We start from the raw sequence: 25,598 nt of genomic DNA on the forward strand, positions 1-25,598 counted from the left end.
AAATCGCGCCGCCCGCCTGGCCTCAGCCGGGTGCGGCCCGGCGCAAAGGTAACGCGCCATTGATATCGAAATGTCCGGGAAACATCGCGCTCAAGAAGCGAAATATAATTCTTGCCGCTTCGACGCGATCGAACGAATCCGGGTGAAGCAAATAGTCGGTCCACATGCCTTCCAGCATCGCCAGCGTGCCATGGGTCGCGTCGCGGGCGATCTGAGAAGGCTGGTCGATGCCGGTTTCCTTGGCGATGCGCGCGAAAGCATTGTAGACCATGTTCCGAAGTTTGGCGTCGCGGGTGTCCGAAAACGCGGCGATCGTCGCCCGGTTTCTGGCCTCGCCGCGGAACGCGTACCAGATCGACACGTTTCTTTTGTTAAGAACCTCCTCGCTCAGATCGCCGCGAACGATCATTTCGATATGTTCCTGACCGGTGTGCCCCGTCGTGTCCAGCAGCGCATAAATGCCGTTGTAATATTGCTCGGATGAGTGCCGGGCAGCCTCGTCCACAAGATTGTCCTTGCCGCCAAAGTGCAGGTGAATCATTCCTCGGGACAGCTCGGCGCGCTGGATGATTTCGCTCACCGATGTTTCCGATATCCCCTTTTCGGCGACTGAATCGAGGACCGCCTCAATCAGAGACAGGCGATTTCGTTCACGTATCTGTTGGCGTTTTCCTGTCATTTCAGATGTCGGTTTTCTTAGTTTTCAGTTGGTTGCTCTGCGGGCCGATGAGCCCGAACATTTTTTTCGGTTCGGCCTCTGAAATTATCTATTGACACAGCCCGTCAGAAAATTCCAGATTTAAATGGACGATTGTCCATTTTGTGATGGCGGTCGGAATGTCACCGAAATCGCGTTCATCGAGGAAGCATGGCCGGAGTTATCAGAAGCGAAGCAGGCAAAGGCCTGGCGCTCAGCGCGCCTGCGACACTCTATGTCGGTCTGCTTGTGGCCGTGCCGCTGTGTATTCTGGTTGCCTATAGCTTCTGGACACAGACCTATGTCGAAATCGACCGCACCCTGACCTGGGCGAACTATCAGGAGGCGTTTACTGATCCGCTGGTCCGTCACCTGATGATCCGGTCGGTTGCGATTGCGGGTGCGGTGACGCTGGCGACGGTGGGCCTTGCCTATCCGATTGCCTATTTCATTGCGTTCCGGACCCGAAAAAAAACGCTGTGGCTGTTGCTGATCACCATCCCCTTCTGGAGCAGCTACCTGTTGCGGGTGTTCAGCTGGAAACTGATACTTGGCTTTAACGGGGTGATGAATTCAGCCCTGATTTCGCTGGGTTTTATACAAGAGCCTCTGACCTTCCTGCTATACAACGAATTTGCGGTGGTTCTCACGCTGGCCCATGCCTGGGCACCGTTTGCGATCCTGCCGATCTATGTGTCGCTGCAGAAAATCGACCGCAGCCTGCTTGAGGCCGCGACCGACCTCGGATGCAGCAAGCTGGAACGTTTTGTCCGCGTGACCCTGCCCCTGACGGTGCCGGGGATCATTGCGGCCTGTCTGATCATTTTCATCCCGACTGTCGGCGATTATGTCACTCCGGCGCTGGTCGGGGGCTCGCAGGGCAAGATGGTTGCCAACTTGATCCAGGTGCAGTTCGGCGCCGCCAACAACTGGCCATTGGGCGCAACGCTGTCGTTGCTGGCGATGCTTTCGGTCGGCTGTGTCGCGGTCCTGTTCGTGGCGGTCGTGACCGCATTGGGCCGGAGGATCAGATGACGAAAACCATTCAGATCCCCTGGCTGCTTGTTTATGCGGTCGCCTATCTGGTGTTTCTGTATCTGCCGGTTCTGCTTTTGCCGCTGTTCTCGTTCAATGACGGGACAATCGTGGCCTTTCCGCTCAAGGGCTTCACGCTGAAATGGTACGCGCAACTGGGTCAGCAGGACACGCTGTTGCAGGCGATGGTGAACTCGCTGATCGTTGGCAGTGTGACCGCGGTGATGGCCACGTCGCTGGGCCTGTTCGCTGCCCGCGCCTATGTTCGCTATCGTTTCAGGGGGCGCGAGGTATCCGAAGGTCTGGTCATGCTGCCGCTGGTCATTCCCGGCATCATCGTTGCCAGTTCCATGCTGGTCCTGTTCATCAGCATCGGGCTAAAGCCATCTTTGACGACGGTCATCCTCGGCCATGTCTTTGTGGCCCTGCCATTTGCCGTGTCGATTATGAAATCCGCATTTGACGATTTCGACCAGTCGCTGGAAGAGGCGGCATTCGATCTCGGAGAAAGCGTTGTCGGAACCTTTCGGCGCGTGACGCTGCCGATTGTTGCACCGGGCATCGTCGCCAGCCTGCTGGTCACCTTTACCGTGTCCTTCGACGAATTTGTGCTGGCCTTTTTCCTGTCCGGAAACAGCCCGACCCTGCCGGTCTATATCTGGAGCCAGATCCGGTTCCCGGCCAAGCTGCCCAACACGCTGGCACTGGGGTCGCTGCTTTTGATGTCCTCGGTCCTGCTTTTGCTGATCGCCGAATATTTCCGCCGCCGTTCCACGCGATCTTCGGATTGAAACAAAGGAAACGAACAGGATGAGTGAACAGAACATCATCGAAATCCAGGGCGTCGAAAAACGCTTCGGTTCCTTTGTGGCCGTCTCCGACCTGAATCTCACATTGAAGGAGGGCGAGTTCTTTTCGCTGCTCGGGCCATCCGGGTGCGGCAAGACGACGGCGCTTCGTATGATTGCCGGATTTCAGGACCACGAGAAAGGCGAAATTCGAATTGACGGGCGCGCCATGGGCGATGTTCCGGCCAACAAGCGTCCGACCAATATGGTGTTCCAGAGCTATGCGATCTTTCCGCATCTGAATGTCGGCGACAATGTGGGGTTCGGCCTGCGCAAGACCAAACTGTCGCGGAAGGAAATCCGGGAACGTGTTGCCGAAGCGCTTGAGATGGTCGAACTTGGCGGTTTGCAGGATCGCAAGGCAAACGAGTTGTCCGGGGGGCAGCGGCAACGTGTGGCGCTGGCCCGCGCCCTGGTGATGCGCCCCAAGGTGCTTTTGCTGGACGAGCCCTTGTCGGCGCTCGACAAGAACCTGCGCGAGGCCATGCAACTGGAAATGCGCCGCCTCCAGCAAAAGCTGGGCATCACATTCGTGATGGTCACGCATGACCAGTACGAGGCGATGACGATGTCCGACCGCATCGGCGTCATGTTCGCCGGTCAGCTCAAGCAGGTCGACAAGCCCGAGGTCTTGTATTCGCAGCCCTGCAACCGCGAAGTTGCGTCGTTCATCGGCGGAATGAACTTTCTGAACGCCGAGGTTGCAGGGCAGGGCACAGACACGCTGGAAGTCACCGTTCAGGGGTTCGGGCAAATGACAATCGGGGTGAACCCCAACGTTCGGACCCATGATAAAGACCTGCTTGTGGGCATTCGGCCCGAACAGTTGGAAATCGGCGCAGAAAAGCCGGACGGATATGACGCCTATGTCCAGGGCGAGGTCACGGACGTGGCGTTCTATGGCGAGAGCGTCCACTATTATGTCCGCATCGGCGGCCTGACGGACAGCATCTCGGTCGCGGTGCCAAACTACTTTCACACGGTCGATCACAGGCGCGGCGACACCGTCTGGCTGGGCGTTCAGAACGCGTCGGTGATCGATCTGGGAAAAAGAGACGCATAAATCTTTGGGAGGAGAGAAATGAGAAAAGCAACGACAGCATTCGCGGCGGCGGCGATCGCCAGTTTTACGGCAAGTCATGCATTGGCCAATGCGGCCGACCTGACGGTTTTCGACTGGTCCGGTTACGAGGATCAGGGATTTTATGGCGACTACGTCGAAAAATACGGCGGCCCGCCCAGCTATACCTATTTCGGCAGCGTCGAGGAGGCGTTCACCAAGCTTCAGTCGGGGTTCGAGGCGGACCTGGCCCATCCCTGCACCGATGCCCTGCGCAAATGGGTGGCCGCGGATATGCTCAAGCCGATTGACACCAGCAAGCTGGAGAACTGGGACAAGCTGATGCCCAAGATCAAAGAGGTCGATGGCATCACGATCGATGGCCAGACCTATATGGTGCCGTTCGAATGGGGCAATACCGGCCTGATCTACCGAACCGACATGGTTTCGTCGGACGATGTGTCGCTGCAATTGCTGACGGACCCTGCCTATCAGGGCAAAGTGGCCATTCCGGACGCCGCATCCAGTGCATTTGCCATGGCCGCGCTGGCAACAGGCGCCTCCAGCTATACCGACATGAGTGACGAGGAATTCCAGAAAGCGGCGGATTACCTGCGCGCAATTCATCCGAACGTGCGTTTCTATTGGTCCGACGCGGGGCAGCTTGATCAGGCGATTGCCAGCGGTGAGGTGACATTGGGCTGGGGCTGGAACCAGTCGGAACTGAACCTGATCTGGAACGAAACTCCGGCGGTCATGATGCGCGATGTGGACAAGGGAATTGCCACATGGGTCTGCGGCTATGTGCATCTGAAATCTGCCAAACAGCCGGATGAGCAGGTCTATGACATGCTCAACGCGCTCAGCTCTGCGGCCAGCGGCAAGTATATCATCGAAAGCTGGGGCTATGCCCATGCCAACGAGGATGCGTTTGCACAGGCGGACCCGGAACTGATCAAGACATACGGATTCTCGGATGTGGACAGCTTCTTTGACGGCAGTCTGTTCTTCGACGCGGTCACCCCCGAGCTTGAAGCCAAGATGCTGAAGGAGTTCGAACGCATCAAAGCGGGCTTCTGAGCACATCTAACCCCACAATAGGGAACGGTTGGGTCAAACAGCCCGCCGTTCCCGCGGAACTATTCCCTGGTTTTCTGGAGGAAGCGCGGCAATGTCAGGCGCTGACCAATATTCTGTTCTCTTTGAACCGGTTCAGATCGGGCCTGTGACGGCCCGAAATCGGTTCTATCAGGTGCCTCACTGCAACGGTTTGGGGCATATGCGGCCACAGGCCGAGGCCGCCATGCGGGCGATGAAGGCCGAGGGCGGCTGGGCCGTCGTGTCCACCCAGGAGGCCGAGATTCATCCAACTTCGGATCTGTCTCCCTATTCTGAGAACCGGATCTGGGACGATCGGGACATTCCTGCACTGCGCTTGATAACCAACGCAGTTAAAGAGAAGGGGTCGCTTGCCGCAATCCAGCTGGCCCATAACGGCCATCATGCACAAAACCACCTGAGCCGGGCACCGCTGCTTGCTCCGTCAGAGCTCGCCCTGCAGACCGCCTATCCCAAGCAGGCCCGGGCAATGGACAAGACGGACATCCGCGAGTTTCGCAAGTGGCATCGCGCGGCGGCGCGGCGCTCGCGCGAGGCGGGCTTTGACATTGTATATATTTACGCCGGGCATCACATGACACTGCCGCACCATTTTCTGCTGCCGCAGTTCAATGATCGGACCGACGAATACGGCGGTTCACTGGAAAACCGGGTGCGGCTGACCCGCGAACTGTTGGAAGAAACCAGAGAGGAGGTCGGTGACGATTGCGCCGTCGCCCTTCGCTTCGCGGTCGATGAAATGCTGGGTTCCGATGGAATGCAGGCGCAGGAAGAAGGCCGCGCGGTTGTCGAGATGCTGGCGGAGCTCCCCGATCTCTGGGACGTCAACGTCGCGGACTGGAGCAACGATTCCGCCACCACCCGCTTTGAGCCCCGCGATGGTTTTCAAACCTCGTATGTCGAGTTCGTCAAACAGGTCACTTCCAAACCTGTGGTGGGCGTCGGACGTCTTACTTCTCCGGACTTGATGGTATCACTGGTCAAGAAGGGAATCCTTGATTTCATCGGCGCGGCGCGGCCATCGATCGCCGACCCGTTTCTGCCCAACAAGATCAGGGAAGGCCGGATCGAGGAAATCCGCGAATGCATCGGATGTAATATCTGTGTTTCATCCGATTCTCTGGGAGTCCCCATCCGGTGTACGCAGAACCCGACCATGGGTGAGGAATGGCGCCGGAAATGGCATCCTGAAATCATAGAAAGCCGGGGAAAAGAGGATGCCGCGCTTGTAGTAGGCAGCGGACCGGCAGGGCTTGAATGCGCCATGCAACTGGCGCGCCGAGGCTACGAAGTAACCCTGGCCGAAGCAAAGCCGGAGCTTGGTGGCCGGGTGCTGCAGGAATCCGGTCTGGCGGGGCTGTCTGCTTGGAAACGGGTCACGGATCACCGTATCTACGACCTGCAGCAGCGCGGCAACGTTCAACTGTTCACTGACAGCCGCTTGTCGCCCGGTGAAGTAGTGGAACTTGGCATTCCGAACGTCTTTCTGGCGACCGGCGCATCGTGGCGGCGGGATGGTCGCGGAAAATCTGCATTTGATGGCGTCTCAATCGGGCCGGGTACCCGAATTCTGACACCGGATGACATCATGTCGGGCACATTGCCCGGAGACGGCCCGGTTTTGGTCTACGATGACGATCAGGCTTATCTCGGCGCAGTTCTGGCGGACCATTTGGCGCAAAACGGCCGCGAAATCATCTTTGTGACCCCGGCTTCGATGGTTTCCCCGTTCACCGAACTGACGTTGGAACAGGCTCGGGTGCAGCGCAGCCTTTTGGAAAAAGGGGTTCGACTGATCATGTCCCACACCGTCGCAAGCGCCGGCCCGGGGCATGCAACGCTGCAATGCGTCTATACGAACCGGCCACAAACTGCGGAATGCGGATCGGTTCTTCTGGTGACGCAACGGGCGCGCGAGACCGCGCTTTACGATGCGCTTCGCGCGCTGACCGGCAGCCCGCTGAATAAGCTGGAGCTGATCGGTGACGCCGCAAATCCCGGACTGATCGCCGACGCGGTCTATTCGGGACACATGGCGGCCCGAAACTTTGAACGTAACGCGGACGATATCGACCGCGAATTCTTCCGCCGGGAATTGATTTCCCTCGAAACTGCATGAGGTGAGCGATGCCGAAAGACGACCTGCAAGTGATGCGTGACTTGATGGAGACACAACGCGAGGGCTTTGCCCTGCCGCGCCATTTCTACACGTCTCAGGAGGTTTATGAGAACGACATTCGTTCGTTCTGGAACCGCAACTGGATCTGGGTCGGTCACGTGAGTCAGATCGCCGAACCTGGCGACTACTTCCTGTTCGATTATGGCTCGGAGTCGGTAATCGTCGTGCGCGACCGCGAGGGCGAGGTGCGCGCGCATCTGAACGTCTGCCGTCACCGGGGATCTCGTGTCTGTCTTGAAAAGGCCGGCAAGGCGCGAAGTTTCGTCTGCCCCTATCACGCCTGGACCTTTGATCTGAACGGCAAACTGCGCAACGGGCGGGCCATGGGGCCGGATTTCGATCCGGGCGAATATGGGCTGTTTCCGGTTCTGGTTAGAATTTTTCAGGGCCTGATATTCATCTGCGTTTCCGAAGACGCCCCGCCGCTGGACGACGCGCTGGAAAGGCTGGAGCCTCTGTCCAGACCGTTCGATTTCGAAAACCTGAAGATCGCGCACGAGGCGTCATACCCCGTTCCGGCGAACTGGAAGCTGGCATTGGAAAACTATCTGGAGTGCTATCACTGCGCGCCGTCGCATCAGGATTATTCCCGCAGTCATTCGCTGAAAGACCCGGAACAGGTTCTGGAATTCAGCGGGGCACTGCATGAGCGGATGGAGGCGATTGGCCTTTCACCGCAGCAACTGGACCTGACTGGCGAGAGCGCCATCGCACCGGGTGCGGATGTCTATTGGCGGCGCTACCCGCTGTTTCCCGGATATCTGACCGGCAGCCGCGACGGCGCGCCTCTGGCGCCTGCCCTGGGTGACTTGCAAGGGCATGATGGTGGGGCCACGGATCTGGCCGTTGGCACGCTGAACTATTTTCTCGTCTATGCCGATCATGTGGTCGGTTACCGGTTCGTCCCCCGCAGCCTGCAAGAGACGGATATTCAGATCGTCTGGTACGTGCGCGGGGATGCCGAAGAGGGGCGTGATTATGACAGGGATGCCCTGACGTGGCTTTGGCATGTCACCTCGCTCGATGATGAACGGATCATCCGGCACAATCAGGAAGGCGTGAACTCGCACCGTTTCGTTCCAGGACCATTGTCCGAGATGGAACGGAGCATTCCCGGCTTCTATCGCACCTATTTCGGCATGATTTGATGCGCGCAAAATTCGGAGTACGACCATGACAGAACTAGTTCAGCGCAGATCGAGACGGCGCGGGGGCGGGCGCGAGGCCCGGGCAGCGGTGAGGACCAGCAATGCGCCATCTCAGGCGATCTGGCCGGGCATTCCGGGCGGGCGATACAAACCCCTTTCAGACACGGATATGGCGCGCATTCACAATGCCGCGCTCAGCATTCTGGAACGCACCGGTATCGGAGATCCAACCCAGGAGGTCCTTGATCTGGTACTGCCGAAAGGCGCGACCGTGAATGAGCATGGCAGGCTTTGCTTTCCGCGCGCATTGATGGAGGATTTGCTGTCAAAGGCGGCCAGTGAATTCTATGTCCACGCGCGCGGATCGCGGGCCGGCAAGGACGACATGCACTGCACCAAGGACAAGGTGTATTACGCAAACTCCGGTACGGCGGTGACCACGTTCGACGCCGAGACGCGCAGTTACAGACCGTCAACGCTCAAGGATATTTACGATTTCACGCGTCTGGTTGACCGGCTGGACAATATTCACATGACCGGCGACACGGTTCTGGCGACGGATGTGCCGCAGGATTACGAACATGACATGAGCATGCTCTATGCCATTCTGGCGGGCAGCGAAAAACCATCCTGCCTGACATTCCGCACGCGAGAGCATATTCAGGACGCGATCCATCTGTTCGATCTGGCATCGGGTGGAGAGGGTAAGTTTCTTGAAAAGCCATCCGTCATTTTTGGCGGTTGCCCGATCGTTTCGCCGCTCAGGTTCGGGCGGGAAAACCTGGAAATTCTGATCGACACGGCGAAACTTGGACTGGTCTGCGATCTTGCCGTGCCGCCGCAGGCCGGGGCGACGTCACCTGCACCGTTGGCCGGAACGCTGGCGCAGGCGGTGGCGGAAACGCTGTCTTGCGTGGCCATCGCAAACCTCATCACTCCCGGGACACCCGTTGTTTTCGCGGCCTGGCCCTTTATCACCGATCTGCGCACCGGGTCGTTTACCGGCGGCAGTGGCGAACAGGCGCTGATCTCGGCCGCGGCGATCCAGATGGGCAATTTCTACAACCTGCCGACCAGCGTCGGCTGTGGCATGACGGATTCGAAAATTCCGGATGCGCAATATGGGCTGGAAAAGGCGCTGACCTTTGCGCTTGCAGCCCATGCGGGAGCCAACAGGCTGTGCGAGTTTGGCGGCATGGTCGGCAGCCTGATGGGATGTAGTTTCGAGTCCATGGTCATCGACAATGAAGCGGCGGGCATGATTTCGCGAACGCTTCGGGGGATCGAGGTGAGCGACGAGACGCTTTCGGTCGATGTGATCCACGACTGCGCGATCGAGCCCGGGCATTTCCTGGGCAATACCCAGACCCTGCAGTACATGGAGACCGAGTATGTCTATCCCACGCTCATGGACCGGGAACTGACCGATACATGGGAAAAAGCGGGCCGTCAGGACATGTTCGAAAGAAGCCGCGCGGTGGTGAACGACATTCTGTCCAATCACTATCCTAACTATTTCGGTAGCAAATTTGATGAGGAGGTCCGGTCCAGATTTCCGATCAAACTACCGCCCGAAGCGATGCGCGCCAGCTGAGTGCCGCATTCGGTATCGGCAGGCATCGCGATCCTTCGGGTTGCGATGCCTTTTTCATGGGGCGGATTCGCACCTGAATTTTCAAGGCCCCCTGACACGCCAGACCTTCGGTTGTCAGCCGGATGCCTTTTTCCAGAATGTCGAACATCAGGTTCAACTCGTCCGCGTTGATGATCAGTGGCGGAGAAAAAACGCACATGTTGATGAGTGGCCTCAGGATCAGCCCGTTCTCCCGGCAATGCCGGTCAATCAGCGCCGCCACCGATTTGTCGAAGTCCGGCAAGTTGTCGGCATCCGTGTCGGCGACGCATTCCACGCAGCCGACCAGCCTCATGCCGCGCGCGTCACCGACCAACGGCAACTCTCCCAGAGCCTTGAGCCGTTTCTCGAACAGCGGCGTGATCGCCCGTACGTGCTCAAGAACGCCGTCACGCTCCATGATTTCAATCGTCTTGAGACCGGCGGCTGCGGGGCCGTTCACACATTCCGCCTTCGCGGAACCACGGCTGCAAAAATTCAGGAACTGTCGGGATTGTCGCGAGGCATGGTCAACCTGCATTTCGGGCCCAAGGAAATGCTGTTGCTCGCCGTGGCCGAAGAATTGTCGGCCCGCTATTTCGAGCAGTGGAAAGCAATCGCAGACAAAGTCGAACTGAAGTCCGCGAAAAGCTGCATCGTGTGATGGAGGCGGATTTCAATCCGCATGTCCTGAATGCGCGATACGTCGCGATCTGGCTTGCGTTTCGCGCAGATGCGCTCTCGAACCCGGATGTCTATCCCTACATCGCTTCACGAGACCAGGGTTTCCGGTCGATGATCTTGCACCCGTGCGAGACATTGAAGCACGAGAGCGGCTATGCGCGCGCTGACGCAAAGCGTGCCACGGACGCCCTGCTGGCCCTGCCGGAGGGGTTATGGACCGACAATCACCTGCACTCCGACACTTTCAAACGCGCAGAAGCCGTCAATATCTGCCTGTTCGAATTGCGGTCATTCTTTCAGGGGCTTTTCGCGGAGCCAGGGAAACAGCCATCCGAAGCGCTCTGGAATTGGGTGCGAGAGTTCGCGTGGAACACCGTTGCCGTTGAATGGCGCAGGGTCGCCGTGACTAGGCGCCCCAGTCCCTGGCCTGCATCTCGCGCAGGCGCGACGCGGTGCGTTCGAACTCAAAAGTGCCTTCGCCCTCGACATACAGCATTTCGGGCTCTGCTGCCGCCGAACAGATCAGCCGCACCTTGGCCTCGTACAAAGCGTCGATCAGGGTCACGAATCGCTTGGCCTCGTTGAAGTTGTTGCGCGACAGGCGCGGGATGTCCTCAAGCACCAGCACCTTTACCTCTTCGGCAATCGCCAGATAATCCCCGGGTCCCAGCATCCGCCCGCAGAGATCATAGAACGATGCCCGCGCCACCCCGTTGCGAAAGGCGGGCAGTACCACCTCGCGTCCTTTCACATGCAGGGTCAGCGGCTCGGCCGGCCCGCCCGAAAGATCCCGCCAGACCGCGCGGATGCCTTCGCGCGCCTCGGGTCCGATCGGGGTGAAATAGACCTTCGCGCCCTCAAGCCGGTTCTGCCGGTAGTCGGTGGGCGAGACCATTTCCCACACCACCAACTGCTCCTTGATCAGCTTGATGAAGGGCAGGAACAACTGCCGGTTCAGCCCGTCCTTATAAAGATCATCCGGCACCCGGTTCGAGGTGGTCACCACCACCACGCCTGCGTCGAACAGGAACTCGAACAGCCGCCCCACGATCATCGCGTCGGTGATATCGGTGATCTGCATTTCGTCAAAGGCCAGCACCTTGACCGATTTCACCACCTCCGCTGCCACCGGGGCCAGCGAATCCTCGGCGCCGCGTTGGCGCGCGGCATGCATCTTTGCGTGGATTTCCTGCATGAAGGCATGGAAATGCACCCGCCGCACCGGAATATCGCCCAGCGTTTCCACGAACATATCCATCAGCATGGATTTGCCGCGTCCGACGCCGCCCCACAAATACAGTCCCTTGGGCGGTGGCGGCGGTTTGCGGAACAGCCCCCGTTTGACCGGGCGGGCCAGTTCCGAACGGATACGTTCGAACTCGGGCAGAACCGCCTCTTGCGCGTCATCTGCGTGCAGAATGCCTTCGGTCACGCGGTCGGAGTAAAGCGAAATCACGTCGAACATTCCCGAGGCATACCGCCCGCTTTCCACCTTGAAAAGCGGGGATTACACCTCGTCACATCAAATTCCCTTATCCCTGTGACCAAATTTCCTGAATTGACCTTGCATCGTTTCCAGCTACCGTCCGTGCCCGAAACCCCAACCCGGAGTACGCATGGATCGCCCGGCCCGCCTTTTGACCCCGGTTCTGACTGTCGGATGCATCATCATCATGGTGAGCTTTGCGGTGCGTGCGTCATTTGGGGTGTTCCAGATTCCGATTGCGACCGAATTCGGCTGGCTGCGCGCCGAATTTTCGATGGCGATCGCGATCCAGAATCTCGCCTGGGGTATCGGCCAGCCGGTATTCGGCGCCATTGCCGAAAAGATCGGCGATCGCCGCGCCATCGTGATGGGGGCGCTGACTTATGCGGCGGGCATGGTCCTGACCGCCTGGTCCACCACACCGCTCGAACATCAGCTTTACGCGTGGCTGGTGGGCTTCGGCATTGCGGGCACCGGTTTCGGCGTGGTGCTGGCGGTGGTCGCGCGGGCGGCGGCGGAGGAAAACCGCTCGATGTCGCTGGCCATCGTCACCGCCGCCGGCAGTTTCGGCCAGGTGATCGGCGCGCCGGCCGCCGAATGGATGTTGGGCTTTCTGCCCTGGCAACAGGTGTTCGTGATCTTCGCCGCAGCGATTCTGGCAATGATCCTGACGCTTCCATTCATGCGCGCACCCGTGCAGGCCAGCAGACCCGAGGTTGAGGAAAGCATGAGCCGCATCCTCGGAAAAGCGTTCCGCGACCCGTCCTATGCGCTTATTTTCGCGGGCTTTTTCAGCTGTGGCTATCAGCTTGGCTTTGTCACGGCTCATTTCCCGGCCTTCGTGACCGAGATGTGCGGTCCGATTCAGCCGGGCGGCGTGCTGCATTCCATGGGCATCACCACGACCTCTGGCCTGGGGGCTCTGTCGATCTCTCTCATCGGTCTGGCCAATATCGGCGGCACGCTTCTGGCAGGTTGGGCTGGAAATCATTTCCCCAAGAAATACGTGCTGGCGGGCGTCTACACCGCGCGAACACTTGCCGCGGCCGCGTTTATCCTGTTTCCGATCACTCCTCTTACCGTAATCCTGTTCTCGATCGTGATGGGGTCGCTCTGGCTGGCGACCGTGCCTCTGACCTCGGGCCTAGTCGCGCATCTTTACGGGCTGCGCTATATGGGCACGCTCTACGGCATCATTTTCCTCAGCCACCAGATCGGCAGTTTCCTGGGAATCTGGCTGGGCGGGCGGATGTATGACATATACGGGGACTATACCATGGTCTGGTGGGTCGGAGTGGGTGTCGGAGCCTTCAGCGCCATCGTGCACCTGCCGATCCGTGAAAACCGGCCAGGAACGCCGCAACCGGCCTGATCATCCCTGCCATTTGTCCAGAATGTAGCGGCTGGTCATCAGGTCCAGATGCGCGCCGCCGCCGTTCTTGAACAATGATATCGACCCCGGCTCATAGCCAAAGGCGTCCAGATCATAGAAATCGGCCAGCAGGTCCGAACGCGAGATGACCCCTTCGGCCAGCGGCGTCATGATTTCTCCGATATGCTCCACCGTGGTATCGAAACTGTCGACAAAGATACGCGAGCGGCGCAACGCCTCGTCATCGGACTCCCGCATGTCGGGACGATAGGCGCCGATCAGGTTCAGGTGCTGGCCCGGCCGCAGCCATTCGCCCCTGATCACCGGCACCGACGACATCGTGGCCGAGATCACGATATCGGCCCGGTTCACCGCCTCCGCCAGATCCGGTGTCACATCGACACCCTCCAGCTTCGCCGCCAGATCCTCGGCCTTGGACAAGGTCCGGTTCCACAGGCGCAGCCGGGCATCCGGGTATCCGGCGCCAAACGCCTCGCACAGGGACTGCCCGACGGTACCGGCGCCGACGATCAGAATCTCGCGGCTGCCAGGATTTGCCAGCCGCAATGCCCCCAACAGGCTGTCCCCGGCGGTCTTCCACTTGGTGACCAGATGAAAATCGACCAGCGCCGACAGCGCCCCGTCATGGTCGCTATAGACATTCACCGCGCCGTTGATCAGCGGCTCTCCGCGTTCGGGGTTGCGGGGGAATATATTGGCGGTCTTCACCGCCATGCCCAGCCCGTCGATCCACGCCGCCCGCGACAACAGCGTGTCGGGGTCGCGATACAGCAGCGTATCGCCGATTTCGGCCTTGGGCAGCTTGTGCCCTGCCGCCAGCGCTTCGGTCAGTTCCAGCCAGTCGAGATTTGCTTCGCCTTCGGCAAAGGGGATTTGGGTGATTGTCATTGGGCCTCGCTTTCCGTCAGCAACCCCTCGGCCACCAGACGCCTGGCCCAACCTTCGGGGCCGTTGAAATGATGCGTCTGCCAGCCCCGGGCGCGGGCGGTTTCAATGTTGTCGATGCGGTCGTCGGCAAACAGCAGGGTCTCGGGCGGCAAGCCGCAATCGGCTTCGACCATCTCATAGATCGGCGCGTGCGGTTTGACTGTCTGCATCCGGCCCGAGACATAGTGCTTGTCGAACTCGTTCAGAAACGGATAGACGGTGCAGGCATAGTCGAAATTCTGCACCCCGAAATTGGTCAGCGCGAAAACCGGCACGCCCCTGGCCCGCAGCGCCCTCTGCAGGCGGACCGAACGCGGAATCTCGGGCGTGGCCAGATCGATCCACCTGTCATGCCACATGCGGATCTCGTCGCGCCATTCAGGGTATTTCTCGGCCCAATCGTAAATCGTGTCGGTGAAATGATGCCCCTGATCGACCAGATCGTTCATGCCATGCAGATCGACCTCGGCAAACATCGCCCGACGGCGGTCCTCGCCGATCACCCGGTCGTAATAGCGCTCGGGCTGCCATTCGATCAGAACATTGCCTATGTCGAATATGACGGCGTTTACGGGCATCGGATGCATCCTGTGAGGGTTCGGAACGGGCAGGGCGACTGAACCAACTCCCGCCCGGATGTGCAAGCGCCAACCGCATCGTGCGGGCCTTGCCCGCGCGATGCCCGGCCCAACCGAAGGGGCACATCTGTGATGTGGCGCCTTCGGGCGGGAGCACTACCGATCACCCGTGCCGCGCCGCCCGGATTTCCCGCTCCAGCGCGTCCAGGAACCGTGACCGGTCCGCTTTGCCGAACGGCTTGCCGCCGCCGCCCGCGCCCAGCGGGTTGGCGGCGCGCAGATCCGCCATCAGGTCGCGCATCGCCAGTTGCTGTCCGATATTGGCTGCGGTGAACGCCTCTCCGTTGGGGCGCAGAACCCGTGCGCCCGCCTCGACGCATCTGGCCGCCAGCGGAATATCCGAGGTCACCACCACATCCCCCTTGCCGCAGCGCTCGGCGATCCACTTGTCGGCCTCGTCCGCGCCTTCGGCCACGGTCACCACCTGCACCAGTGGGTTCGCCGACGGGCGCAACCCGCCGTTCGATACCAGAGCCATCGGAAGCCGATGCCGCGTCGCCACCCTTTCCGCCTCGGCCTTGACCGGGCAGGCGTCGGCATCGACATAAAGCGTCGTCACGCCTTTTTGACCTTCTTTTCGGCCTCTTTGGGTTCGGGTTTGACCTCGACCGGCTTTTTGCGCACCTTGAACTCCTTCGGGATCGGCATCCGGTTGAACGCGTCCAGACCGGCGATCTTGTAGGCTTCGGCCAGCGTCGGATAGTTGAACGTGTTCTGCACGAAATAGTCCACCGTGCCCTTCAGATTCAGTACCGCCTGCGCGATGTGGATCAGTTCGGTCGCACCTTCGCCGACAATTTGCACCCCCAGCACCCGGCGGGTTTTCAGCGAGAACAGCATTTTCAACATGCCATGTTCCAGCCCCATGATATGCCCGCGCGAGGTTTCGCGGAACCGCGCCACGCCGACCTCATAGGGGATGCCGCGTTCCTGCAATTCCTCTTCGGACATGCCGCAGGTCGACATCTCGGGTACCGAATAGATGCCATAGGGATACCATGGGCTTTCCGGCAGCGTCGGCGTTTCCAGCGCGTGACAGGCGGCAACCCGCCCCTGCTGCAGCGAGGTCGAGGCCAGCGAGGGATGCCCGATCACGTCGCCGGTTGCATAGATATGCGGCACCGCCGTCTGATAGGTCCTGCGGTCCACGCTGATGCGGTTGCGGTGATCGGTTTCCAGCCCCACCGCGTCGAGGTTCAGCGCCGAGGTCATGCCCATGCGCCCGGCGGCGAACAGCAGCATCTCGGCCCGTACATGGCGGCCATTGGCCAGGCTCACCTCGACATGGCTTCCTGCATCCTCGATCTTTTCCACCGCCGAGCCCAGCCGCAGATCGACGCCGTTTTCGCGGATCTGATGGGTGAATTCCTGGATCAGGGTGCGGTCGATGAAATCCAGGAAGGTCTCGCGCGGCTCGATCAGGGTCACCCGCACATCCAGCGCCGAGAACATGGTGGCATATTCCACCCCGATCACACCCGCGCCGATCACGACCAGCGAGCGGGGGATCTCCTCCATCTCCAGAAACTCGTCGCCGTCCACGATGCTCCTGCCATTGAACGGGACATAGTCGGGCCGGTAGGTCTTGGTGCCCGTCGCGATCAGAAACTTGGCCGCCGTCAGCCGGGTGGTTTCGCCGCTGTCCGACGTGACCTCGATCTCATGCGGGGCGACGAACCTTGCCAGACCGCTCAGGGTCTCCACATGGTTCCGGTTGAACTGATGCTCCAGCACATCGACCTGATAGTCGAGCGTCATATGCAGACGCGCCTTGAGGTCGTCGGCGCTGATCTGATCCTTGACGCGATAGGCAAGCCCGTAAAAGCTGCGCTCGCGCCAGCCCGACAGGTTCAGCACGGTTTCGCGCAGGGTCTTGGACGGGATCGTGCCGGTATGCACCGACACTCCGCCCAGCCGGTCCTTGCGGTCGATGACCAGAACCTTGCGTTTCAGTTTGCCTGCCTGAATCGCTGCGGATTTCCCCGAAGGGCCCGAGCCGATGATGATCAGGTCATAGTCATGGCTGCTCATGTCTCAGTCTCCGTAAAGCGCTTCGGCGTGAAAGGCGACGTGGTCCTCCATGAACGTCGAGACGAAGAAATAGGAATGGTCGTATCCCGGCTGCATCCGGTTGGTGGCCTGCTGGCGGCGCCCGGCGATGGCGGCGGCCAGCGCCTCGGGGTGCAGCAGGTCGATGAACTGGTCGTTGGTGCCGGTGTCGATCAGGATCGGGCCGTCAAAGCCCGTATCCTTCATCAGCAGCGACGCGTCGTGCCTGGCCCAGTTGGTTTCGTCATCGCCCAGATAGGCGCTTAGCTGCTTGCGGCCCCAGTCGCTGCCGGTGGGGTTCGAAATCGGCGCGAAGGCCGAGACCGAGCGGTAACGCCCCGGCAGGTTCATCGCCAGCGTCAGCGCGCCATGCCCGCCCATGGAATGACCGGTGATCGCCTGCCGGTCGCCGTCGACGGCAAAGTTCTCCGTCAGTAGCGCAGGCAGTTCTTCGGCCACATAGTCCCACATGTTGAAATGTGGCGCCCATGGCGTCTGGGTCGCGTTCACGTAGAACCCGGCGCCCTGACCCAGATCGTAATCTTCGTGATCGGCCACATCTTCGCCGCGCGGCGAGGTGTCGGGGAAGACCAGCGCGATGCCCTGCTCGGCGGCCCAGATCTGTGCACCGGCCTTGGTCATGGCGTTTTCATGGGTGCAGGTCAGGCCTGACAGATACCACAACACCGGCACCGGGCCGTGCCTGGCTTCGGCGGGCAGGAACAGGCCAAAGGTCATGTCGCAGTTACAGGCGGCTGAGGTGTGGCGGTAAACGCCCTGTGTGCCACCAAAACAGGTGTTCTCGGAAAGGGTTTCCATTATGGCTCGGTCCTTGCGCTTGATGTTACGCCATGGCTAACGGCAGCGGAGCCTGCCGTAAAGTGCAGGAGCGTCAGGCGGCGGCAATTTGCGTCAGGGGGTGCCGATCCAGGCAATGACCAAGGGCACGGTCACGATGCTGGCCGCCGTCGACAGCAGAATTGCCGCCGAGGCGCGATGCGGTGCGACGCCATAATGCGCCGCCAGCATATAGACGTTACCCGCCACCGGCAGCGCGGCGGCGGCGATGGCGACGGTGGCGGCAAAGGGGTCGACAGGGATCAGCCAAAGCAGTGCAACTGCGACCAGCGCCGGATGGACCGCGAGTTTGCAAAAGCTCAGCCAAGCCGCGATCTGCGGCCGCTCTGCCGACTTGCTGGCAAGCGAGGCGCCAATGGCGAACAGTGCCCCGGGCGTCGCCGCGCCGCCCAGAATGGTCAGGAAGTTCTCGAACGGTGCCGGAACCGGCAGCCGGATGGCGGACCAGAGCAGGCCGATGGTGATCGACACGATCATCGGGTTCTTTAGCAGTCCCACACCGATGAGCCGCAGTGTACCAGACGTCAGCCTGCCGTCCCGCCCGCCATTGATCAGGATCACGATCAGCGAGGAGAACACCACCAGATCCACCGTCAACACCAGCATCATCGGGCCGATGGCCGCCTCTGTGAACAGCATCGCCATCATCGGCAGGCCGAGAAAACCAACATTGCCGATGGCTGCGCATTGCGCCTCGACCGCTGTAGTCGGGATGTCCAGCCCGCGCAGATAGGCCACAAGCGTGGCCAGCGCGTAAACGCCGGCGGTGCCCATCAGATAGCCGATCACCAGTCTGCCGTTGAAAATCTCGGCAAAGGGCAGGGTGGCCGCGAACCGAAACAGCATCGCCGACAGCGCGAAATAGAAAACGAACTTGGTCAGATAGGCCGTCGCCTCTTCGCTGAAAAAGCGGCTTCGCCCGGCCCAGTATCCCAAACCGATGATCGCAAAGAACGGCAATGTGCGCAGAAAGATCTCGATCATGGCGAAATTGGTAACATAGTTTTACCGATTGACAAGCGCGAGCGTCATCCGCTGCCGATCAATATGCCGGCTGCCAAAACCAATGCGCCCCCCAGAACCACTTGAAACGCGGCGCGGAAGAATGGCGTCTCCATGTATTTGTTCTGTATCCAGGCAATCGCCCACAGCTCGAAGAACACAATGATGATGGCGATGGTCGTCGCGGTCCAGAATTCGGGGATCAGATAGGGCAGGGCATGGCCAAGCCCGCCGAGCGCCGTCATGACCCCCGAGGCAATGCCGCGTTTCACCGGCGAGCCGCGCCCCGACAATTCTCCGTCGTCCGAGGCCGCTTCGGTAAAGCCCATCGAGATACCGGCACCGACCGAGGCGGCCACCCCGACCAAAAACGTCGTCCACGTGTCCTGAGTGGCGAAGGCGGTGGCGAAGATGGGCGCCAGTGTCGAAACCGACCCGTCCATCAGCCCTGCCAGCCCCGGCTGCACCCATGTCAGGATGAATTGCCGGTGGGCGGTCGCGTCTTCGGCGGCGCGGATGTCGTCGTTCAGATGCGTGTGTTCCAGCTCTGAGGCGACGGCCTGATGCCCGGCCTCCGCCACCGCCAGATCCCCCAGCAGTTTTCGCGTGGCGGCGTCCGACGTGCGTTTCGCGGCCGTCAGATAGAACCGTTCGGCGTCGCTCTCCATCGCCTCGGCCTCGGCCCGAATGCGGTCGATGCCCAGATTTTCCACCAGCCACACCGGCCGCCGCGCATAGTAACCTGCCACATGCTCGCGCCGGATCAGCGGGATCACAGGGCCGAACCGCGATTCGTGCAGGGCGATCAGGCGGGCGCGATGCTCATCCTCCTCCGCTGCCATGCCGTCGAAAATCTTAGCGGTCGCGGGGTAATCCCCGCGCAGCATTTCGGCATAGGAGCGATAGATGCGCGCGTCGTCCTCTTCCGACGAAATGGCCAGCGCGATGACCTCCTGTTCGGACAGGTCGCGAAAATGCTTCCGTTGAGTGAGAAAACGCATACTGCCGCCCCTTAATTAGAATGGCTCTAAGTTAGCGATTGCACCGGATCATGCAACGGCTCCCGAAAACCGTTGAAACTGAACCAATCGGTTTATAAGTTTGATAAACCGAATACCTCAGGAGATACCATGACTCAAACCGCCGCCATCCATCGCACCGGCCGCAAATTCGATCAGGTTCTGCAGGGTGCGCGCGAGGTGTTCATGGCGGATGGGTTCGAAGGCGCCAGCGTCGACGACATCGCCCGCGCGGCGGGGGTGTCCAAGGCGACGCTCTACAGCTATTTCCCGGACAAGCGGCTCTTGTTCATGGAGGTGGCGCAAACCGAATGCCGGCTGATGTCCGAACGAATCCTGTCGATGATCGACGAAACCAAACCCGCGCGCGAGGTTCTGACCATCGCGGCCACGCAGCTGACCGGGTTTCTGGTGTCCGATTTCGCGCAGAAAGTTTTCCGCATCTGCATGGCCGAGCGTGACCGCTTCCCGGAACTTGGCCATGCCTTTTATGCCGCCGGTCCCGAGAACGGGCAGCGCCAACTGACAGAGTATCTGGAAAAGGCCGTGGCCAAGGGTGAATTGGTGATTGACGACGTTCAGATTGCCGCCGGACAATTCTCGGAATTGTGCAAAACCCGCCTGTGGATGCGCGCCGCATTCGGCATCCAGAGCAGCTTTGGCCAGGAAGAAATCGACGAGGTGGCGCTGCAAGCAGTCGATACGTTCATGGCGCGTTACGGGGCAGAGGTCGCCGCCTGATCAGGCCAAAATTGGATTTGCCTCCGATACCCAGGAATTCCCGATGAATTTCAGTGCAGTCGCAGACCGGAGGCCCGAACGGATCAGAATCTGCCGCGGTACAGATGCGCCAAGTGTTCAACGTTCAGATCGCCCTGGCATGCATCAGGATAATGATTCAGCATTTCAAGGGCAAAATCTCGTCTGGCCCGAGCCTCCTCTTGCAGGTCTTCCGTTGGAGTCGGTTCTTTTCGCCAAGACACCAGAGGTTTCCAGAGATCCGCAAATCGTCCCGTAAACACCAGTCGCGCGAGAGCAAGGTTGGTCATGACATGATCCCTCCGATCCAGAACTTCGAACACCACGATAGGCGGTGACCAAAGCGTCTGGTATCGGTTCAGAAATTGTGCTGTTCTACATAAATGAAGAACAGATTCCGGAGCTGGTCAGATATTCGCGTGTTTCTGGCGGTGGTCAGAGAGGGCTCGACATTGGCCGCGTCGCGTGTTCTGGGCATCGCTCAACCCACCGTCGCACGACGTATCGAAGCACTGGAAAACGAAACCGGCCTCACGCTTTTTGAACGTGACACACGCGGGTTCAGGCCGACAAGGGACGCGCGCGCACTGCTGCCGCTGGCCGAAGCCATTGAAAAGGCGGCCGAGAACTTTGCCAGCAAAACGCGGGATCTGACCGAACAACGTCCGATCCGGATCACCGCCCCAGGCGCATTCGCGGACCGGGTAATGGACATATTCGGCGAGTTCACGGCCCGGTTCCCGGGCGCTGCGTTCGAGTTCATTCCAAGCGTCAGGGTGTTGAACCTGTCCGGGGGCGAGGCCGATATCGCGATACGCGTTACGAAAAACGAACCGGACGAAGATCTCATCTGCCGGCCTATTCGTACCGCGAAATGGGCATTGTTCGCCGGGTTCAGCTATGCTGAAGAATTCGGCCTGCCGAAATCTCCGGACGAGTTTTCGGGCCACCGGTTTGTGACCTTCGAACATGGCGATGTGCCGGACTATTTGCACCGCTGGCTTGTGCAGCGGGTATCACCAGAGCAGATCGTCGCGACGTTTAGCGACGTGGATCTGATGCAGGCATCCATCAGGGCAGGCCAGGGATTGGGGCTGGTGAACCTGCGGCAGGCTGAATTTGACAAGGCTCTTGTCCGATGCTTCGGCGATATCGAAGAACTGTCCAGGTCGCACATGATGTTGATAGCGCCGGATGCCTATCGGCGTCCCGAAGTCAAAGCTTTCACCAAATTCTTCGCACCGCGCTATGCGGCAACGTTCAAATAGCCGGATGAGGGCGGGGCAGGTGCCCGATCTCCGCGACAGGCCAGGGAACCGCCTGAGATCAAATCCAACATTCTGTCGCGTTCAGACGAGACTATCGCCGACATCGTTATCACAGCTTGCGTGGCGGGCGGATAACACGGATGTCCGATTTTCATACTCATTGGAGGCCATTGCGGATGAAATTCATTCATATCACGGATATCCACCTTGTCCGCGGCGGCGGTCCGTTGAACGGTGGGGTGCCCTCCGCGCGGCTGGATGCCTGCCTGAACGACATCGCCAAGTGGCACGCCGACGCCGCCTTTTGCGTGATTTCCGGTGATCTGGCCGAATTTGCCGAGGCCGAGGCGTATGAGGCGCTCAAGGAAAGGCTGGCCGCTTTTGCGCTTCCCTGCTTCCTGCTGATCGGCAATCACGACGACCGCGCCGTGTTCCAATCCGTTTTCCCGGACCATCCAAAGGACACCAACGGATTTGTTCAACACCGGCACGACACCGATGAGGGGGTATTCCTGTTTCTCGATTCCACCAAGGACGGGCGCGGCGTGCATGAAGGGCAGATGTGCCCCGACCGGCTGGACTGGCTCAGGGAGCAGCTGACCGAAGCCGGAGACAAGCCCAGCTATCTTTTCCTGCATCACCCGCCCTTCGACCTCGGTATCCCTTTCGTGGACGAGATCCGGTTGATCGAGGCCGGCGCGTTTGCCGACGCTCTGCAAAATGGGCGTAACATCCGGCATGTATTCTATGGTCACGTGCATCGCATGACCTATGTGAACTGGCGCGGTATTCCCTTCACCAGCCTGCCCAGCCTCAACCACCAGATCCCGCTGAATGCGGCCAGTGTCGAAGGCGAATTCTGCGATGAGCCACCGGCCTATGGTGTGGTGCAGATCGGGGATGACCAGTTGACGGTGCATTTCAACACCTTCCTGCAGCGCAACCCCCTGCACCAGACCTGAAGCATGGAACTGTACTGGATCGCACTGGTCCTGATCTCGGCGGCGACCCACCCGCTGCGCGACCTGACGCTGAAAGGCGCGGCGCATCCGGTGTCGTGCTATGTCGGCGTATCGCTGACCTGGGTGATCCTGGCGGCGGTCCATACGCTGGTCACGGGTCAGACACTCATCCTGCCACGCGAAATCTGGCCCTTCGTGGTGATATCGGCCCTTGGGCTGACCTTCTATTACTATGGAACCCTGTCAGCCCTGCGGCGTGGTAATTTGTCGGTCTATTACCCGATCATCCGTTCTTCGCCGATTGCCATCGTCGCCTTCAGCTGGCTGGCGCTGGATCAGCAATACTCGTGGCTCACGCTTCTGGGAATCGTGCTGGTTCTGCTGGGCAGCCTGATGATCCAGAAATCACAGGGCGGGCTGCTGCATGATCACAAGGCATTTGCGCTGGCAGTCATGGCAATGCTGGGGTCGGCGGCCTATTCGCTGAGCGACGCCAGTGCCATGCAACAGGCCAACCCGGCGCCCTTCCTGTTCTGCACCTATGTACTGGTCACGCCGTTGCTCGCCGGCATCCGGGCCTGGGAAGACCGTCACCTGTCCGCCCCGTTTCTGGGGGTCGTACGCGGCTGGGCACTGGCGCCGGGCCGGATCGTCTTTGCCGGGATCGCCTCCTATCTGTCCTACCTTTTCATCCTGACCGCGTTTCAGCTCGGGGCCGAGGCCGCCTCGGTCAGCGCGGTGCGGCAGGCGTCGATCCCGGTATCGGTCATCCTCGCCGCGGTCATTCTGAAAGAGCCGCGCTTCCTGCACCGCATCGGCTGGGCCAGCCTGATCGCACTGGGGATCCTGTCGATTACGCTGTCCTGAGCTGCCGCTGCGCCCGTCTGAGAAGGAGCTGACTGCCCGCGCCGCGCCTTACTTCGATCAATGGCATGACCCTGACCAGATCAGACAGCTTTTTGTAGCCGTACTTGCCGGGCCGAAACTCGGCATCGTTCTGCCTTAGCCGACTGCCGACTTCCCCAAGGGAATACCAACCCTCCGTGGTTCCTGAAATTGCCATGGCAGACAACACACGTTCCTGAGCATCGGATACGCCTGCCGTAACTGTCGCGGGTTCGGGTGCCCTGATTACATCCGTTGGCAATTCTTCAAGCTCGAAAAAACGGCTGCAATAAGACCTGAAGGATCGGGGCACCTTCTTTTCGCCAAACCCAAACACCTGCATCCCCTGCTCGCGCAATCTGCGGGCGAGTGGCGTAAAGTCGCTGTCAGACGAAACAATTGCGAAACCCGTAACGCGGCCGCTATACATCAGGTCCATCGCGTCAACGATCATCGCCATGTCCGCCGCGTTCTTATTGTTGGCGACCTGAGATTGATGCACCGGTGTCAGACCCAAGAGCGGTTGCTGTTCCATCCACGACGCGATGGTTGGTTTAGAAATGTCGCAATAGAAGCGACGTATAGTTGCATCGCCGAGGCGAGAGACTTGCATGAATACCGATTGAGCATAGTTGGCCGATACGTTTTCGGCATCAATCAGAACTGCGATTGGGCGCTTCTTATCTAAAGTCATGAAATCACCTTGAAAATACGCTGGGAAATTGCCGTATTAGCAAGGCAAAATTATGACCGGGCACAAATTACCCGGCCATTTTCGATTTTGGGAATGCAAGCAGGATCAATAGATCACAACACTCCGGATGCTTTCGCCTGCATGCATCAGGTCAAAGCCCTTGTTGATGTCGTCCAGACCCATGGTGTGGGTGATCATCGGGTCGATCTCGATCTTGCCTTCCATGTACCAGTCCACGATCTTGGGCACGTCCGTCCGGCCACGGGCGCCGCCGAATGCGGTGCCGCGCCACGAGCGGCCGGTAACCAGCTGGAACGGACGGGTCGAGATTTCGGCCCCGGCCGGCGCCACGCCGATGATGATCGACTCACCCCATCCCTTATGCGCCGATTCCAGCGCCGCGCGCATCACGCCGACATTGCCGGTGGCGTCGAATGTATAGTCCGCGCCGCCCTTGGTCAGGTCCACCAGATATGGCACCAGATCGCCCTCGACCTCGGAAGGGTTCACAAAATCGGTCATGCCGAACTTGGTGGCCATTTCCACCTTGGATGGGTTCAGGTCGACACCGACGATCTGATCGGCCCCGGCCAGACGCAGGCCCTGGATCACGTTCAGGCCAATGCCGCCCAGACCGAACACGATGGCGCGGCTGCCGATCTCGACCTTGGCGGTGTTGATCACCGCGCCGATGCCGGTGGTGACCCCGCAGCCGATATAGCAGATCTTGTCGAACGGCGCGTCCTCGCGCACTTTGGCCAGCGCGATTTCCGGCAGGACCGTGTGGTTCGAGAAGGTCGAGCAGCCCATGTAGTGCAGGATCGGGTCGCCATCCAGCGTCGAGAACCGCGAGGTGCCGTCCGGCATCAGGCCCTGGCCTTGCGTCGACCGGATCGCCTGACACAGGTTGGTCTTGGGATGCAGACAGTATTCGCACTCACGGCATTCCGGAGTGTAAAGCGGGATTACGTGATCGCCCGGCTTCAGGCTGGTGACGCCCGGGCCGACCTCGACCACCACGCCCGCGCCTTCGTGGCCCAGAATGGCCGGGAACAGGCCTTCGGGATCGGCGCCCGACAGGGTGAATTCATCGGTGTGGCAGATGCCGGTGGCCTTGATCTCGACCAGAACCTCGCCTGCCTTGGGGCCTTCGAGATTCACGTCCATCACTTCCAAAGGTTTGCCCGCCTGAACGGCGACGGCGGCACGGGTACGCATAGTCATTGTCTCCCTGTCAAATTTGTCCCGACCCTGCGTCAATTGCAGGGTGTTTTCA

The 25,598-nt window shown here is 60.0% G+C and carries 26 protein-coding genes and 1 pseudogene; 14 read left to right on the forward strand and 13 right to left on the reverse strand.

What is annotated here, in order from left to right:
• Positions 1-22 precede the first annotated feature (22 nt).
• Positions 23-679, reverse strand: coding sequence for a TetR family transcriptional regulator C-terminal domain-containing protein (locus ACR0AO_RS10000; RefSeq protein ID WP_480602997.1), 657 nt, complete (start codon positions 677-679; stop codon positions 23-25).
• A 189-nt stretch (positions 680-868) separates the two neighbouring features.
• Between ACR0AO_RS10000 and ACR0AO_RS10005 the strand changes: the two genes are divergently transcribed.
• From ACR0AO_RS10005 to ACR0AO_RS10035, 7 genes are all read left to right on the forward strand, one after another.
• Positions 869-1,732 (forward strand): ABC transporter permease, encoded by an 864-nt coding sequence (locus tag ACR0AO_RS10005; RefSeq protein WP_480602998.1) that lies wholly within the window; start codon positions 869-871, stop codon positions 1,730-1,732.
• Positions 1,729-2,523: an ABC transporter permease gene (locus ACR0AO_RS10010; RefSeq protein ID WP_480602999.1), complete on the forward strand. Its 795-nt coding sequence runs from the start codon at positions 1,729-1,731 to the stop codon at positions 2,521-2,523. Before ACR0AO_RS10005 ends, ACR0AO_RS10010 begins: the two co-directional genes overlap by 4 nt.
• Before the next feature lie 19 nt (positions 2,524-2,542).
• Positions 2,543-3,643, forward strand: coding sequence for an ABC transporter ATP-binding protein (locus ACR0AO_RS10015; protein ID WP_480603000.1), 1,101 nt, complete (start codon positions 2,543-2,545; stop codon positions 3,641-3,643).
• Positions 3,644-3,661: 18 nt separating this feature from the next.
• Positions 3,662-4,720, forward strand: coding sequence for an extracellular solute-binding protein (locus tag ACR0AO_RS10020; protein WP_480603001.1), 1,059 nt, complete (start codon positions 3,662-3,664; stop codon positions 4,718-4,720).
• Between the two features lie 91 nt (positions 4,721-4,811).
• On the forward strand, positions 4,812-6,878 hold the full coding sequence (locus ACR0AO_RS10025) for an oxidoreductase (RefSeq protein ID WP_480603002.1): 2,067 nt from the start codon (positions 4,812-4,814) through the stop codon (positions 6,876-6,878).
• Between the two features lie 8 nt (positions 6,879-6,886).
• Positions 6,887-8,086 (forward strand): aromatic ring-hydroxylating oxygenase subunit alpha, encoded by a 1,200-nt coding sequence (locus ACR0AO_RS10030; protein WP_480603003.1) that lies wholly within the window; start codon positions 6,887-6,889, stop codon positions 8,084-8,086.
• Between the two features lie 25 nt (positions 8,087-8,111).
• Positions 8,112-9,680, forward strand: coding sequence for a trimethylamine methyltransferase family protein (locus ACR0AO_RS10035; protein ID WP_480603004.1), 1,569 nt, complete (start codon positions 8,112-8,114; stop codon positions 9,678-9,680).
• Here ACR0AO_RS10035 and ACR0AO_RS10040 read toward each other — a convergent pair.
• On the reverse strand, positions 9,646-10,161 hold the full coding sequence (locus ACR0AO_RS10040) for an aminotransferase class III-fold pyridoxal phosphate-dependent enzyme (RefSeq protein WP_480603005.1): 516 nt from the start codon (positions 10,159-10,161) through the stop codon (positions 9,646-9,648). The two genes, ACR0AO_RS10035 and ACR0AO_RS10040, sit on opposite strands and share 35 nt — an antisense overlap.
• Positions 10,162-10,224: 63 nt before the next feature.
• Here ACR0AO_RS10040 and ACR0AO_RS10045 point away from each other — a divergent pair, with 63 nt between their 5' ends.
• Together ACR0AO_RS10045 and ACR0AO_RS10050 are read left to right on the forward strand one after the other, a co-directional pair.
• The gene (locus tag ACR0AO_RS10045; protein WP_480603006.1) at positions 10,225-10,362 is read left to right on the forward strand and encodes a hypothetical protein; all 138 of its coding nucleotides are present in this window, start codon (positions 10,225-10,227) and stop codon (positions 10,360-10,362) included.
• Positions 10,362-10,616 (forward strand): annotated as a pseudogene (locus ACR0AO_RS10050) (TetR family transcriptional regulator C-terminal domain-containing protein); the annotation flags it as partial. The gene ACR0AO_RS10045 and the pseudogene ACR0AO_RS10050, both read left to right, overlap by 1 nt.
• A 172-nt stretch (positions 10,617-10,788) precedes the next feature.
• On the opposite strand, the gene zapE reads toward ACR0AO_RS10050, so the two are convergent.
• On the reverse strand, positions 10,789-11,847 hold the full coding sequence (gene zapE, locus ACR0AO_RS10055) for a cell division protein ZapE (protein ID WP_480603007.1): 1,059 nt from the start codon (positions 11,845-11,847) through the stop codon (positions 10,789-10,791).
• 151 nt (positions 11,848-11,998) lie between these two features.
• Here zapE and ACR0AO_RS10060 point away from each other — a divergent pair, with 151 nt between their 5' ends.
• Complete coding sequence (locus ACR0AO_RS10060; protein ID WP_480603008.1) at positions 11,999-13,240, forward strand: MFS transporter; 1,242 nt, start codon at positions 11,999-12,001, stop codon at positions 13,238-13,240.
• On the opposite strand, the gene ACR0AO_RS10065 is transcribed toward ACR0AO_RS10060, so the two are convergent.
• The 7 genes from ACR0AO_RS10065 to mbfA all read right to left on the reverse strand — a co-directional run bounded on the left by ACR0AO_RS10065 (position 13,241) and on the right by mbfA (position 19,736).
• A complete protein-coding gene (locus tag ACR0AO_RS10065; protein WP_480603009.1) occupies positions 13,241-14,149 on the reverse strand; it encodes an ornithine cyclodeaminase family protein in 909 nt (302 codons plus the stop codon).
• The gene (locus ACR0AO_RS10070; RefSeq protein ID WP_480603010.1) at positions 14,146-14,766 is read right to left on the reverse strand and encodes an HAD family hydrolase; all 621 of its coding nucleotides are present in this window, start codon (positions 14,764-14,766) and stop codon (positions 14,146-14,148) included. Before ACR0AO_RS10070 ends, ACR0AO_RS10065 begins: the two co-directional genes overlap by 4 nt.
• A 163-nt stretch (positions 14,767-14,929) precedes the next feature.
• Positions 14,930-15,385 carry a YaiI/YqxD family protein gene (locus ACR0AO_RS10075; RefSeq protein ID WP_480603011.1) on the reverse strand — a complete coding sequence of 152 codons (456 nt, stop codon included), beginning with the start codon at positions 15,383-15,385 and terminating at the stop codon, positions 14,930-14,932.
• A complete protein-coding gene (gene sthA, locus ACR0AO_RS10080; RefSeq protein ID WP_480603012.1) occupies positions 15,382-16,857 on the reverse strand; it encodes a Si-specific NAD(P)(+) transhydrogenase in 1,476 nt (491 codons plus the stop codon). The genes ACR0AO_RS10075 and sthA overlap by 4 nt, the downstream gene beginning before the upstream one ends.
• A 3-nt stretch (positions 16,858-16,860) precedes the next feature.
• Positions 16,861-17,694 carry an S-formylglutathione hydrolase gene (gene fghA / locus ACR0AO_RS10085; RefSeq protein ID WP_480603013.1) on the reverse strand — a complete coding sequence of 278 codons (834 nt, stop codon included), beginning with the start codon at positions 17,692-17,694 and terminating at the stop codon, positions 16,861-16,863.
• Positions 17,695-17,787: 93 nt separating this feature from the next.
• Positions 17,788-18,717, reverse strand: a complete 930-nt coding sequence (locus tag ACR0AO_RS10090; RefSeq protein WP_480603014.1) for an AEC family transporter — start codon at positions 18,715-18,717, stop codon at positions 17,788-17,790.
• A 44-nt stretch (positions 18,718-18,761) separates the two neighbouring features.
• A complete protein-coding gene (gene mbfA, locus ACR0AO_RS10095) occupies positions 18,762-19,736 on the reverse strand; it encodes an iron exporter MbfA (RefSeq protein WP_480603015.1) in 975 nt (324 codons plus the stop codon).
• A 129-nt stretch (positions 19,737-19,865) separates the two neighbouring features.
• On the opposite strand from mbfA, the gene ACR0AO_RS10100 reads away from it, so the two are divergent.
• Positions 19,866-20,495, forward strand: a complete 630-nt coding sequence (locus ACR0AO_RS10100; protein ID WP_480603016.1) for a TetR/AcrR family transcriptional regulator — start codon at positions 19,866-19,868, stop codon at positions 20,493-20,495.
• An 83-nt stretch (positions 20,496-20,578) separates the two neighbouring features.
• Here ACR0AO_RS10100 and ACR0AO_RS10105 read toward each other — a convergent pair whose 3' ends face one another.
• On the reverse strand, positions 20,579-20,803 hold the full coding sequence (locus ACR0AO_RS10105; RefSeq protein WP_480603017.1) for a hypothetical protein: 225 nt from the start codon (positions 20,801-20,803) through the stop codon (positions 20,579-20,581).
• 93 nt (positions 20,804-20,896) lie between these two features.
• Here ACR0AO_RS10105 and ACR0AO_RS10110 point away from each other — a divergent pair, with 93 nt between their 5' ends.
• The 3 genes from ACR0AO_RS10110 to ACR0AO_RS10120 all read left to right on the forward strand — a co-directional run bounded on the left by ACR0AO_RS10110 (position 20,897) and on the right by ACR0AO_RS10120 (position 23,610).
• Complete coding sequence (locus ACR0AO_RS10110; protein WP_480603018.1) at positions 20,897-21,781, forward strand: LysR family transcriptional regulator; 885 nt, start codon at positions 20,897-20,899, stop codon at positions 21,779-21,781.
• 176 nt (positions 21,782-21,957) lie between these two features.
• Positions 21,958-22,743, forward strand: a complete 786-nt coding sequence (locus tag ACR0AO_RS10115; RefSeq protein ID WP_480603019.1) for a phosphodiesterase — start codon at positions 21,958-21,960, stop codon at positions 22,741-22,743.
• Positions 22,744-22,746: 3 nt separating this feature from the next.
• Positions 22,747-23,610 (forward strand): EamA family transporter, encoded by an 864-nt coding sequence (locus ACR0AO_RS10120; protein ID WP_480603020.1) that lies wholly within the window; start codon positions 22,747-22,749, stop codon positions 23,608-23,610.
• Here the strand turns inward: ACR0AO_RS10120 and ACR0AO_RS10125 are convergent.
• Both ACR0AO_RS10125 and ACR0AO_RS10130 read right to left on the reverse strand, forming a co-directional pair.
• Positions 23,597-24,322, reverse strand: a complete 726-nt coding sequence (locus tag ACR0AO_RS10125) for an NYN domain-containing protein (RefSeq protein WP_480603021.1) — start codon at positions 24,320-24,322, stop codon at positions 23,597-23,599. The genes ACR0AO_RS10120 and ACR0AO_RS10125 overlap by 14 nt on opposite strands.
• Before the next feature lie 105 nt (positions 24,323-24,427).
• Entirely contained in the window at positions 24,428-25,540 is a 1,113-nt protein-coding gene (locus ACR0AO_RS10130; protein ID WP_480603022.1) for an S-(hydroxymethyl)glutathione dehydrogenase/class III alcohol dehydrogenase, read from the reverse strand.
• Positions 25,541-25,598: the final 58 nt, after the last annotated feature.

The organism is Ruegeria sp. AF8, from assembly GCF_056541825.1.